Source organism: Akkermansia muciniphila (assembly GCF_040616545.1).
GTDB classification, from domain to species: domain Bacteria; phylum Verrucomicrobiota; class Verrucomicrobiia; order Verrucomicrobiales; family Akkermansiaceae; genus Akkermansia; species Akkermansia muciniphila_E.
In genome coordinates this window covers 1,656,773-1,669,247 of the sequence record NZ_CP156688.1, presented here as the reverse complement: position 1 = coordinate 1,669,247, position 12,475 = coordinate 1,656,773, and the positions used below count along the sequence as shown (strand labels likewise).

Here is a 12,475-nt window from a genome sequence, read left to right as displayed (position 1 = left end):
CATGATGAACCTGCCGGACGCCCACACCCACCCGGCCCCGGCCATCTCCGGCGTGGGGCCCCGCTTCATCTGCGGCACCTGCCCGGCGGATTGGGAACAGGTGGCCCTGCTGGCGGAAGAGGATGAACGCGTTACCCCTTTCTTCGGCATTCATCCGTGGCGCCTGAATCCGAATACATGGCAGGAGGAAATACGCTTGCTGGAATCCTTCCTGCACCGTTTTCCCCATGCGGGAATTGGAGAAACCGGGCTGGACAAATGCCGCCGGGGCATTCCGGGACTGCCCGTGCAAAGGGAAGCGCTGAAACGGCATCTGGAGCTGGCCGTGCGCCTGGACCGCCCCGCCGCCCTGCACTGCTGCCGCGCATGGGGAACGCTGGCCGGCATCCTGGGGGAATACCCTGCGCTGAAAGCCGTACTCCATGGGTGGACAGGAGCGCTGAACCCCGCCGCACAGCTTCCTTCCGGCAACTGGCTCCTTTCCGTGGGGCCGCGGGAGATGGAACGCCCGGACATCCTCTCCTCCATTCCGCGCCAACGCCTGGCCCTGGAATCCGACGAACACCCGGAGGCCCTTCCGGAGCTTTACCGGCGCGCCGCACAAGCCCTCTCCATGAAGGTGGAAGAACTGGCGGCCATGGTCGCGGACAATATGGAAAAAATCTCCACCCGCTAGCACGCCGGGGACGGAACGGAGACTGTGAACGCGGGTGGCGCGAAACCCCGGCTTTTTTCCTTGGCAGGCTCCTGCCGCGGGCTATCATGCGGGCATGGGCCTTTTTCAGGATCAAACCAGTTCTTTGTCGGAAATCAAGCGGCTCGCCGCTCTCGTCATGGATCCCTCCCGCAGGGATGAAATCGGGCCGGACCAATGGCCGCTGGCCATGATCGCCTACGGGCTGGTCACCTGCAATGAAACAGGCAGGGAAGAAGAAGGCGTCACCATTTACAACATCTTCCAGTCCTGCTGTGCGCCGGACGCACGGCGCAAATGCGCGCTTCAACTGGCCTCCTTCATCCGCCAGCGCAAGGGGGACGGCTGGCGGGCGCTCCTGCCCTTTGCCATGACGGACGCGGCTCCGGACATCCGCCGCCAGGCCGCCTTCCTGATTTACACGCTGGCCGCCCCAAAGCCGGAGGAACGCTTCCCCGGAATCGCCGGGCTGGTGAACATCATCTGTGCGGCTCCGCTCCCCGGGCAGGCCGGAATGGCCCCGGCCCTGGACGCCCTGATGAGCCTGGGAGACATGCGGTTTGCCCCTTATCTGGCCTCCATCTCCAAAAAACTTCCTTCCGGCCGTCTTGCGGACCTCCTGGCCGGAACGGAAGCCATCCCCACGGACTTGGGCTGCGGATGGCTGCTGGACGTTTTGGAGGAACACCCGGAACTTTCCTCCGCCATTGCCGCGGTACTGGCCGGAATGCCGGCCAGGGCAACGGAAGTCATGGATGTGGTGGTGCCCGTCCCCTCCTGGCAATTCACGAACTCCGCCGTCCAGCCGCTCCACTCCTGGAGCATTCCGGAATACAGGCTGCGCATGAAGGAACGGCTCTCCAGGCACCTTGACCCGGAAGCACAGGAAACCGTGGACCGGGCGTGGAGCTGATTACTCCTCCGAACCCGGAAATCATCCTTCTTTTACAACAAAAAGGGCCGTTCCGCAGAAATGTGGAACGGCCCTTTTATTCAAAAAATTCAAGCTCAGGCGCGTTTGCGGCGCATCAGAAGCGCCGTCAGCCCCATCAGACCCAGCGTAGCGGTGGCCGGTTCCGGGATGGACAAAGGCATGTCGTGCGTATTCAGGTAGGCAAAATCATCCCCATTCAATACGCCGTCATACACGGCCAGATTATCAACAAAAAGGCCGTTGGCCGCGGTATTGTGCTCTCCGCTGCCCTTAATGCTGGTCACTTTGGAATCATCGGAAAGATTGGTCGTCACCGTTTTGACAAGCTCGCCATCGTGATAAACCTGCATCTCGTTTCCCTTGAACGTCAGCCCAAGGTAATTCCATTCATCATCGTTGGCGGCAAACAGCTCGGTTCCGTCTGCTATGCCAATGCCTGCCCCGTTGTAAATCACCCATTTGTTGGCAGCCGTCATTTCCACCCGAATCGTCGTACCCGCAATGGTCATGGAAAAAGCATCCTTCCAGGCCGCGTTGGAAGAACTGTAATACATGTGAATGCCCACGCTGAACCCGGTGGAAAAATTCAGGCCGTCAATGCCATCGGAGTTCGTGATATTGAACGTTCCTCCGTTGGGGCAATGGGAATAACCGCCGTCCGGCATGGGCGTGATCGCATTGCTCCAGTTCATATAACCGGTGGTTTTCGAAATAGCCGTGGATCCGCTTCCCAAATTGACCAGGTTCTGGCCGCTCCCAAGCTGGTTGAAATCCAGTCCGTACAGCAGAGAAGCAGCCTCCGCGCCGGAAACCAGGCACAAAGCCGCCGCAACCACCGCTCCCTTGAATATTAAATGACCGTGGGGGTTCAACATGTGCCCACTGAAGCGGATAACAAATCCGGTGTCAAGCGTGGATTTTGAGGAATAAAGATTTATATTTCTTTTTAAAAAGAGGACGTATCTCCCTTGAACCCATTCCGTTAAAAATAGGATTATTCATTATTTATTGAATTTTAGAATGTTTTAATACGTGCTGTCTGTTTTTATTAAAACACCGGATTTGTTATCCGTTGGTAGATACTTCATACATGATATTCAACATTTCCGGCGGGTTGAAGGCGGAAAAAACGGTGCAATACGACAATAATGAAATAAAACACCAACCCGCAAAAACAGCACGAGAGCAGGCTCAAGAGCCAAAAACATTTCCGACGCCTCTTTTTCCGGAAAAAACTTATCTTGCCACTACGTGGTTGTGGTGGAAATCCACAAAGCTCCGGTATGTTTCCTCATCCAGCAAGTCCTCATGCGTCATCAGCAGGAGTGGGAAAGGCGTGCCTTCATCCGTATAGGGGGGATGGATGTAATCAAACTGGGGGTTGGGAACGAAGCCGTGGCGCTGGTAAAAGCCCAGGCGGCGGCGTGAGATTTCATCCTCCGGCGGGTCAATCTCCAGAATGACCTTGCGGGGGAAAGCGTCCCTCAGCTCCTCCAGAATCCTCTGTCCGGCGCCCTGGCCGCGCAAGGAGGCATCCACGGCAAAATATTCCAGATACACGAACTTCTCCCGCCGCCAGCTCACCAGCATGGCAACAACCCGTCCTTTCCCGTTTAAGAACACTTCATAACAAAAGCCCGGGTCTTGAAACGCCAGCGGAAAATCCTGAACGCGCCGCTGTTCATGCACCGGAAAACTTGTCCGGTAAATATCCAGGGAGTCCAGGAACAGGGGATCATCCACCCCCGTTACGCAGTGCTTGGTCAACGCTTCAGGCTTCATGCCCCGTATCCAACCACACCCGCACTCCTTCGGCAAGGCTCCCGGAAAGACTTCTCCAGTCATGCGGCAGGCTGTTCCGGTTTAACATGTTCACTCCCAGAATGATGCACATTTTTCAACACATTATGCAAACCGTTGGCAATAAATAAAATAAGAAGATACGCCGATCAGCGTGCAGAAATAGTAGATTCCCCTCCATATTCCATCCGTTTGAAGTTCCATTCCGGAAACATCAGGGTTAAATTCAACTCATGATGCCGGGCATAAAATTTTTCCTGCCGCTGTTTTTTACCTGGGCAGTTTTTCCCTGTTCCCTCTGGGCGCAGGAAGAGCCGCATGGAGAGGGCCCCTGGCCCCGCTGCGCCCCCGCACGGCCCGGAAGCCGCATTCTTTTTCTGGGAAACAGCTATACGTTTTTCAACCGCATGCCCGCCATGGTGAAGGCGATGGCAGATTCCCGGGGACTGAGGCCGGACGTGCACATGCACGCGGCTCCGGCAGCTTCCTTCCAGTCCCACTGGCATGACGGGGGCGCACGCAAGAAGCTGGAAGGGACGGCTTGGGACTTCGTCATTCTCCAGGACCAGAGCGCCACTCCCGTCGTGGCTCCGGAGCGGACCATGGAATTCGGCGGCAAATGGTGCTCCTGCATCCGGAGCGCCCACGGCACGCCCGTCCTGTTTCTGACGTGGGGGAGGAAGAGCGCTTCCGGCGTTCCGGAGCCGCAGGAGCAAAAAGCCCTCCTTGAGGCGTATTTGAAACTTGCGCGCCGGGAAAAAGCCGCCGTAGCCCCGGTAGGCATCGCCTGGGAGAATTGCCTCAAGCGCCATCCCGGCATCCCCCTGTACCAGGCGGACGGCCAGCACCCCACGGCAGAAGGCAGCTATCTGGCGGCCTGCGTGTTGTACTGTACCCTGTTCGGCAAGTCTCCCGCAGGCCTGCCGGGAAAACTGTCCCTGAAAGGAGTGACCCTGTGCAGCATTTCCGCAGACAGGGCCAGGAAGCTGCAAACCGTCGCCATGGACACGTGCCGGCAGCTCTTCGCGCCGCCCGCAAAGAACCATTCCGGAGCCGCCGGACAGTGACCCGCCGCATAGCGCAGAATCTACTGGCAAAACGGATGTTCCCCCTCTATCATTGCGGCGATCACTTACACGTATTATGAGCGAACAAGTCATTATCATCGGCGCAGGATGCGCGGGCTACACGGCGGCCATTTACACCGCCCGGGCCAATCTCTCCCCCCTCCTTATTACGGGTTCCCAGATCGGCGGCCAATTAACCACCACCACGGAAGTGGAAAACTTCCCCGGTTTTCCGGACGGCGTGATGGGCCCGGACCTGATGTTCCTGATGCAGCAGCAGGCGGAAAAGTTCGGCACCCGGTTTGCGTATGAGGACGTCAAGAGCGTGGTCAGGGATGAAGCCACCGGGCTGTTTACCGTGAAAACCAGCGGACAGGATTACGAAGCCCGCAGCATCATTGTGGCTACGGGCGCTTCCGCCCGCTATCTGGGCATTCCCGGAGAAGAAGGCCTCATCGGCCACGGCCTTACCGCCTGCGCCACCTGTGACGGAGCCTTTTACCGCGATGTGCCCGTGTGCGTGGTGGGCGGCGGAGACAGCGCCTGTGAAGAGGCCATGTTCCTGACCCGCTTTGCCTCCCGGGTTTACCTGATCCACCGCCGGGACACGCTCCGCGCGTCCAGAATCATGGCGGAGCGCACGCTGTCCAATGAAAAGATTTTCCCCATGTGGAATTCCACCATCGTGAGCTACAAGACGGACGACAAGGGGGAACTGGAAGCCGTCATGCTGAAGGACCTGGTGGAAGGGGATGAAACGGAACTGCCCGTCAAGTGCGTCTTCATGGCGATCGGCCACACGCCGAACACCTCTTTCCTGGGAGACCTGGTGGACCGGGACGACGCCGGCTACATCATCCGGGAAGCCGGGCTGATGGCAACCAGGACGCCGGGCCTGTTCGCCGCCGGAGACGTGGCGGACCCCCACTACCGCCAGGCCATTTCCTCCGCCGGCATGGGCTGCGGCGCCGCCATTGAGGCGGAACGCTACCTGCTGGGCCTGTAAGCCCGTCTTTCGGAACGGGCCGGAGTTCCCGCGGGAATTCCGGCCCTGTCCCGCCACAGGAAAACGGACATGCACCATTACAGCATTTTTGAGCTTTTCAGCATCGGGATAGGTCCTTCCTCCTCCCATACCGTAGGCCCCATGCGGGCGGCGCACCGTTTTCTGGAACAGATACGCCATTCCCCCCGGCTGCCGGAAATTACGGGCATCCGCTGTGAATGCTACGGCTCCCTGGCAGCCACCGGGCACGGGCACGGCACGGACACGGCCATCATGCTGGGCCTGCTGGGGGAAGAACCCCATACGGTGGAGCCGCGCAGCATTCCCGGAAAAATCGGCCGCCTGCACCAGCAGGAGACGCTCCCCGTCACGGAAGAAAAGTCCGTCCGTTTCTCCCCCACCCGGGACCTGGACCTTTCCCACTACCAGCCCCTGCGCCTGCATCCCAACGGGATGCTGTTCACCGCCGTCAACCAGGCCGGGGAACCGGTGGAGGACGCCGTGTTTTATTCCACCGGAGGCGGTTTTGTCGCTTCCGAGCAGGAACTCCTGCATCCGGAGGAACCGGACAGGGAACCGTTCCCCCTCCCCTATGAATCCGCGGAAGAACTGCTGCGCATGGCGGATGAACGGGATTGCCCCCTTTCCTCCATTGTCATGGCCAATGAATGCGCCCTGCTCCCGGAACGGGAAGTCCGTGAAAAGCTGGACCTGATCTGGGCCACCATGAAGCAGTCCATTTCCAACGGCATGAGCGCGCGCGGCAACCTGCCGGGCGTCCTGCAAGTGCCGCGCCGTGCCAAGACCTTGCGGAAATCCCTCCTGGTGCACGGGGAATCAGCCCTGAAGGACCCTCTTTCCATCATGGACTGGATCAACCTGTACGCCATTGCCGTGAGCGAGGAGAACGCGGCAGGCGGCCGCATCGTCACCGCTCCCACCAACGGCGCGGCGGGCATTGTTCCGGCCGTGCTCAATTACGCCACCAAGTTCTGTTTTTCCCCGCACCCGGACGCCGTTCACCGTTTTCTGCTCACCGCGGGAGGAATCGCCATCCTGTATAAAAAGAACGCTTCCATTTCCGGCGCGGACGTAGGGTGCCAGGGGGAAGTGGGCGTAGCCTGCTCCATGGCCGCGGCGGCTCTTGCGGAGTACCTGGGCGGAACGCCCCATCAGGTGGAAAACGCCGCGGAAATAGGCATGGAACACAACCTGGGCCTCACCTGCGACCCGATCGCGGGGCTCGTCCAGATTCCCTGCATTGAACGCAACGCCATTGCCGCCATCAAGGCCATCAACGCCGCCCGCATCGCCATGGGCGGCACGGGCGCCCACTTCGTTCCGCTGGACAAGGTCATCCGCACCATGCTGGATACCGGCAGGGACATGCAGTCCAAGTACAAGGAGACCGCCCAGGGCGGACTGGCCGTGAATGTGGTGAATTGCTAAAGGGAAACGGAAATCATCCCACGGGATTCCATATGTGTCTGTTCCCTTAAAAAACACTGCGGCGGGTTGACAGATACGGGGAGCAAAGGTAGGGTGCGGGCATGTTTTCACGCCTTTTTCTCGCTCTGGCCCTGCTGCTGGGCGGCACGGGACTGTCCCAGGCCGTCCACGTCGTCATGTGCGGCGGCCCCGCCCTCAGACAATGGGAGGGGCTCAGAATCCAGCCTGACAGGCATGACAACTGGTGGGCCAACTTTGTAAGGGCTTCCACCATCCGCATCTCCCAGATCCAGCAGAAAGACCCCTCCGCCAGAATCACCTGGATCGTTTACCGTCCGGGTTACGCGGCCCGCGGGCGGGAGGACGGCAAGCCCTATACCCGCTGGATTGCGGACCTGGCTTCCAAGTACAGGATCAAGCTCGTCTGGGTGGACAGCGCGGACCAGGCCATCCGCGCGCTGAACTCCTCTCCGCGCTTCCGGGGGGACACGGTGGAATCCTTTTACTACTTCGGCCATTCCAATTGCTTTGCGTGGATGCTGGACTACGGCAACAACATCATGGCCATCTCCACGGAATGGATTCATGAGACGGACCTGAACCGGATACGCCGGGATATTTTCACCCCGCGGTCCGACTGCTGGAGCTTCGGATGCTATACCGGAGCCAGCATGTCCCGCTGGTGGAGGCGCATCGTGGGCGTGCCCCTCTGGGGCAATATGGAATCCACCCGCTACGGCCCCGTCTCCGACGGCAGGCTGCCGGAAGGCGTGGGGAAATGGGTTAAATAAGCATGTAACAGTTAACAGTGAATAGTTAATACTGCTTATAGCCTTCATATTAACCTGCGCTGTTCATCTGCTGCCGATCCCGTATTGCTTTTCTTGGAAAAAACCTTTATCATCATGCCCATGCGGACTGAATTCCGCCATTTTCTGACACAATCATGAACCAAGCACCCCATGTTGCCATCGTCGGCGCCACCGGAGCGGTGGGCGTTGAGATCCTGTCCTGCCTGGAAACCCGCAACTTTCCCGTAGGCTCCCTGAAGCTTCTGGCCTCCGCACGGTCTGCCGGAAAACAGGTCGCCTTCCGGGGAGAAATGCTGACTGTGGAAGAATTGACGGAGAAATCCTTTGAAGGCGTGGACATCGCCCTGTTCAGCGCAGGCGGCGGCATTTCCCTGAAGTTCGCCCCCATTGCCGCAGCCGCGGGCTGCGTGGTGATTGATAATTCCTCCGCCTTCCGCCAGGACCCGGACGTACCCCTGGTGGTGCCGGAAATCAACCCGGAGGCGGCGTTCAACCACCCCCGCAACATCATCGCCAACCCGAACTGCACCACCATCATTACGCTGATGGCGCTCTTCCCTCTGCACCAGCGCTTCGGCCTGAAAACCGTCATTGCCTCCAGCTACCAGGCGGTTTCCGGCAGCGGGCAGCACGGCATTACGGAGCTGGAATCACAGGTGCGCGCCGTGGTGGACGGCCATCCCGTAGTGAAAAACGTTTATCCGCACCAGATTGCCTTTAACCTTCTTCCCCAGATAGACTCCTTCACGGAAAGCGGCTATACGAAGGAAGAGCTTAAAATGCTCAATGAAGGCCGCAAAATCCTTTCCCTGCCGGAGCTCAAGGTAACGTGCACCTGCGTGCGCGTGCCCGTGTACCGCTCCCACTCCATCTCCGTGACCGCCCAGTTTGAGCAGCCCGTGGACGTGGAAGCGGCCCGCGGCGCCTACGAAGGAAAGCCCGGCGTAGCCCTGATGGACAACCCCGCGGAAGGCGTTTGGCCCACCCCGCTGGACAGCACCAACGGGGACACCTGCTATGTGGGGCGCATCCGCCCGGACATGGCCATTGATAATGCCCTGGCCCTCTGGGTCGTGGGAGACCAGGTGCGCAAGGGAGCAGCCCTGAACGCCGTACAGATCGCGGAACTTCTGGTCAGCCGCTGAACCATATCATCCACTATCCCCGCACCCATTCCTTAACGTCATGTGTGAAGAACAATCCCTGAACGATTACATTACAGAACAGTGCGCCCTGATTGACGCCGCGTTGGACAGGCTCCTGCCTGCTGAGGACAAGAGACCTGAAACCATCCACAAGGCCATGCGCTACAGCATGTTCGCGGGCGGCAAGAGAATGCGCCCCGTGCTCTGCCTGGCGGCGGCGGAAGCCTGCGGCGGCCTGGCGGTGAACGCCCTGGTGCCCGCCTGCGCCGTGGAAATGATGCACACGTATTCCCTGATTCATGACGACCTGCCGGCCATGGACAATGACGACCTGCGCCGCGGGAAGCCCACCAGCCACAAGGCCTTCGGGGAAGGAGTAGCCATTCTGGCCGGGGACGCCCTGCTGACGGAAGCCTTCGCCGTGATCGCCCAGGCGGATGATACGGAACGTTATACGGTCCGGGATTACGTCAAGGAACTGGCGGCCACCGGAGGCAGCACCATGCTGATCGGCGGCCAGATACTGGACCTGGAAGGGGAGCACAAGCAGCTTTCCGAGCCGGAAGTGCGGGCTGTGTACGAAGGGAAGACGGCCGCCCTCCTGACCACGGCCCTCCGCTTCGGCGCCATGTCCGCAAACGCCACGGAAGCCCAGCTGGAAGCCATCACGGACTTCGGCTACAACCTCGGCCTGGCCTTCCAGGTGATTGACGACATCCTGGACCTGACCGCCTCCACGGAAAAGCTCGGCAAAACCGCCGGCAAGGACGTGAATGCGCAGAAATCCACCTGCCCGGCCCTGATCGGCATGGACGGAGCCCGTTCCGAGGCGAAATGCCGCACCCAGGCAGCCCTGGACGCCCTGATGATCTTCCCTGAAGAACGCCGCACCCGCCTGGTGGAACTGGCCAATTACCTTCTCAACCGCGAATATTAAGCCGCAATTTCATTCATGCCCGCAGAAACCGTATCCGACAACGTGGAAACCCTGATCAACCTGGCACTGGCCGAAGACTTCGGCTCCGGGGACGTCACCTCCACCTACTTCGTCCCGGAACACCTGACCGCCAGAGCCATCCTGACGCCCCGCAAGAAAGGCGTTCTTTCCGGCGTCAACGTGGCGGCGGAGGTCTTCCGCAAGGTGGACCCCGCCCTGAAGGTGGAAGTGTACCTGCACGACGGGGAAGCCGTGGCGCCCGGCGCCGTGGTGATGCTCATTGAAGGCTCCGCCCGCTCCATCCTGGGAGCGGAACGCACCGCGCTCAATTTCATCCAGCGCCTTTCCGGCGTAGCCACGCTTACCCGGAAATACGTGAAGGCCGTCTCCCACACCAGCGCCCGCATCCTGGACACCCGCAAGACCACGCCCGGCTACCGCCTGCTGGAGAAAGCGGCCGTGGCCCACGGCGGAGGCACCAACCACCGCATGGGCCTGTATGACCGCGCCATGGTGAAGGACAACCACCTGATGACGGACGGCAACACGGAACACCTCCAGCAGTGCATCAACACCCTCCGCGCGGAGAAGCCCGGCGTGGAAATCCAGTTGGAGGCGGACACCCTGGAACAGGTGGAGTCCTTCCTCAAGCTGGAAGGGGTGGACCACATCCTGCTGGACAACATGACGCCGGAAATGCTGAAGCAGGCCGTCGCCATGCGCGGCGACCGCGCCACGCCCCTGATGGAAGCGAGCGGCGGCGTCAATCTGGATACGGTGGCCGCCATTGCGGAATCCGGCGTGGACTTCGTCTCCGTGGGCTACGTCACCCACTCCGCCCCTTCCCTGGACCTGGGGCTGGACTTCAGCGTGGAATAACATTTATCCTCCAACCCATCATGGACCTGTCCAATTTCAGAGAAGAATACCTCAAGGGCCAGCTGCACAGAAAAGACCTGGCGGAGAACCCCTTTGAACAATTTCAAACCTGGTTTGAGCAGGCCCTGAAGGCGGGCATTCCGGAACCGAACGCCTTCTCCCTGGCTACGGTGAACGCGCAGGGAAGGCCGTCCCTGCGCACGGTGCTGCTCAAGTACTTTGACCAGACGGGCTTTGTCTTTTTCACGAACTACGGCAGCCACAAGGCCCATGACATTGCGGAAAACCCGCAGGTCTGCATGATGCTGCCCTGGGTGATGCTGGAACGCCAGGTCATCATTTACGGAAAAGCCGTCAAGGTTTCCCGCGCGGAATCCCTGAAATACTTCCTCACCCGTCCCAAGGAATCCCAGCTCGGCGCGTGGGTCTCCCAGCAAAGCTCCGTCATTTCCGGAAGAAAACTGCTGGAAATGAAGCTCATGGAGCTGAAAAACAAATTCTCCAAGGGAGAAATCCCCCTGCCCTCCTTCTGGGGCGGCTACCGGATCATTCCAGACACCTTTGAATTCTGGCAGGGCGGCCCCGGCCGCGTTCACGACCGCTTCATGTACAAGCTCCAGGAAAACGGCTCCTGGACGATCGAACGCCTCCAGCCATGATTACTCCGCGCGCAACAGACCAGGGAATCACTTTCCTGGACGTGGAAACACCGCTCTGTACCGCCACGCTGTGCCTTCAGGGCGCGCACCTCACGTCATGGAAGCCGGAAGGACAGGAGGAATGCCTCTTCCTTTCCCCCCATGCGGTCTTTGCTCCCGGCAAGGCCATCCGCGGCGGGATTCCCATCTGCTGGCCGTGGTTCGGACCGCGGAAAAACGCCCCGTCCCACGGCGTGGCGCGCATCTCCGAATGGCGCCTCCACCACCAGGAGACGGACAAGGAAGGGAACGTCCTGCTTTCCCTGGCCTTCTATCCGGAAGACGAGGCTTTCCCCGCCGCCATCCTGCGCCTGGCCCTGGGCCGCACGCTGGCCATGAAGCTGGAAACCACCGCGCGCACGCAACCCTGCAAGCTCACGGAAGCCTTCCACAACTACTTTGCCGTGGGCAACCTGACCAAATGCCGCGTTCACGGACTGGACGGCATCCCGTTCCGGGAAGAAGCGGCCCGGCCCATGAAGCACGGAGAACGCCCGCTGGCGCCCCTGGGGTGCCTGGACCGCGTTTACGACTGCCCCGCCTGCTCGGGAAAAACAGTGCTGGAGGACCTCGTGCTGAACCGCGCCATCACGGTGGAACGGAGCCACGCCTCTTCCGTCATCGTCTGGAACCCGGGACAGCAGGGTGCCAAAAACATGGCGGACCTGGGCGCGGCATCCTGGAACAAATTTCTGTGCGTGGAAGTGGGGAATGCCGGGTCGCGCTGCATTCCCCTCGCCTCCGGACAGACTCATACCATGTGCCAGAAAATCACGGTAGGGCCGTTGAAATAGCGGGTATTCCCCTCCCTTTCATCTGCGGATCAAGGCAGTCCCGGACGGGAGCCCCTTCCGGGAGAAAAGGCCGCCGGAACAATTCCGCGCCATTTCTCCGTACAGGGGGAGCGTGAAAGGCAGCCTCCCTCCACAAGGCGGAAATTGGGCGCACCCGGAACTTTTGTTCCCTGAAACGTCCCTCCGTCAACCTCTGCGGCAGGATTCGGCTTGCAAAAACCCCCCTTTTAAGGTTTGGTAGATTCCGAGCCTTTTGGCGC

13 protein-coding genes are annotated in these 12,475 nt (G+C 60.1%); 11 read left to right on the top strand and 2 right to left on the bottom strand.

Annotated features, from left to right (window positions below; all coding sequences use genetic code 11):
- Position 1: 1 nt before the first annotated feature.
- Positions 2-676, top strand: coding sequence for a TatD family hydrolase (locus tag ABGM91_RS06875; RefSeq protein ID WP_354830766.1), 675 nt, complete (start codon positions 2-4; stop codon positions 674-676).
- A gap of 124 nt (positions 677-800) precedes the next feature.
- Positions 801-1,607 carry a hypothetical protein gene (locus ABGM91_RS06870; RefSeq protein WP_354830763.1) on the top strand — a complete coding sequence of 269 codons (807 nt, stop codon included), beginning with the start codon at positions 801-803 and terminating at the stop codon, positions 1,605-1,607.
- A 95-nt stretch (positions 1,608-1,702) separates the two neighbouring features.
- On the opposite strand, the gene ABGM91_RS06865 is transcribed toward ABGM91_RS06870, so the two are convergent.
- Both ABGM91_RS06865 and ABGM91_RS06860 read right to left on the bottom strand, forming a co-directional pair.
- Complete coding sequence (locus ABGM91_RS06865) at positions 1,703-2,503, bottom strand: LamG-like jellyroll fold domain-containing protein (RefSeq protein ID WP_354830760.1); 801 nt, start codon at positions 2,501-2,503, stop codon at positions 1,703-1,705.
- Between the two features lie 361 nt (positions 2,504-2,864).
- Positions 2,865-3,410: a GNAT family N-acetyltransferase gene (locus tag ABGM91_RS06860; protein ID WP_215429598.1), complete on the bottom strand. Its 546-nt coding sequence runs from the start codon at positions 3,408-3,410 to the stop codon at positions 2,865-2,867.
- Positions 3,411-3,661: 251 nt separating this feature from the next.
- On the opposite strand from ABGM91_RS06860, the gene ABGM91_RS06855 reads away from it, so the two are divergent.
- The 9 genes from ABGM91_RS06855 (at position 3,662) to ABGM91_RS06815 (ending at position 12,215) form a co-directional block, all read left to right on the top strand.
- Positions 3,662-4,495 (top strand): SGNH/GDSL hydrolase family protein, encoded by an 834-nt coding sequence (locus tag ABGM91_RS06855; protein WP_354830757.1) that lies wholly within the window; start codon positions 3,662-3,664, stop codon positions 4,493-4,495.
- A gap of 76 nt (positions 4,496-4,571) precedes the next feature.
- Positions 4,572-5,501 (top strand): thioredoxin-disulfide reductase, encoded by a 930-nt coding sequence (trxB, locus tag ABGM91_RS06850; RefSeq protein WP_290566640.1) that lies wholly within the window; start codon positions 4,572-4,574, stop codon positions 5,499-5,501.
- A 69-nt stretch (positions 5,502-5,570) separates the two neighbouring features.
- Positions 5,571-6,950: an L-serine ammonia-lyase gene (locus ABGM91_RS06845; protein WP_215429604.1), complete on the top strand. Its 1,380-nt coding sequence runs from the start codon at positions 5,571-5,573 to the stop codon at positions 6,948-6,950.
- Positions 6,951-7,051: 101 nt separating this feature from the next.
- Positions 7,052-7,741, top strand: a complete 690-nt coding sequence (locus tag ABGM91_RS06840; protein ID WP_290566638.1) for a hypothetical protein — start codon at positions 7,052-7,054, stop codon at positions 7,739-7,741.
- Positions 7,742-7,896: 155 nt separating this feature from the next.
- A complete protein-coding gene (locus tag ABGM91_RS06835) occupies positions 7,897-8,907 on the top strand; it encodes an aspartate-semialdehyde dehydrogenase (RefSeq protein ID WP_215429613.1) in 1,011 nt (336 codons plus the stop codon).
- 40 nt (positions 8,908-8,947) lie between these two features.
- The gene (locus ABGM91_RS06830) at positions 8,948-9,844 is read left to right on the top strand and encodes a polyprenyl synthetase family protein (RefSeq protein ID WP_354830752.1); all 897 of its coding nucleotides are present in this window, start codon (positions 8,948-8,950) and stop codon (positions 9,842-9,844) included.
- 15 nt (positions 9,845-9,859) lie between these two features.
- Complete coding sequence (nadC, locus tag ABGM91_RS06825) at positions 9,860-10,723, top strand: carboxylating nicotinate-nucleotide diphosphorylase (RefSeq protein ID WP_354830749.1); 864 nt, start codon at positions 9,860-9,862, stop codon at positions 10,721-10,723.
- A gap of 20 nt (positions 10,724-10,743) precedes the next feature.
- On the top strand, positions 10,744-11,382 hold the full coding sequence (gene pdxH, locus ABGM91_RS06820) for a pyridoxamine 5'-phosphate oxidase (protein ID WP_290566636.1): 639 nt from the start codon (positions 10,744-10,746) through the stop codon (positions 11,380-11,382).
- Complete coding sequence (locus tag ABGM91_RS06815) at positions 11,379-12,215, top strand: D-hexose-6-phosphate mutarotase (RefSeq protein WP_354830746.1); 837 nt, start codon at positions 11,379-11,381, stop codon at positions 12,213-12,215. Before pdxH ends, ABGM91_RS06815 begins: the two co-directional genes overlap by 4 nt.
- The last annotated feature ends 260 nt before the right edge of the window (positions 12,216-12,475 follow it).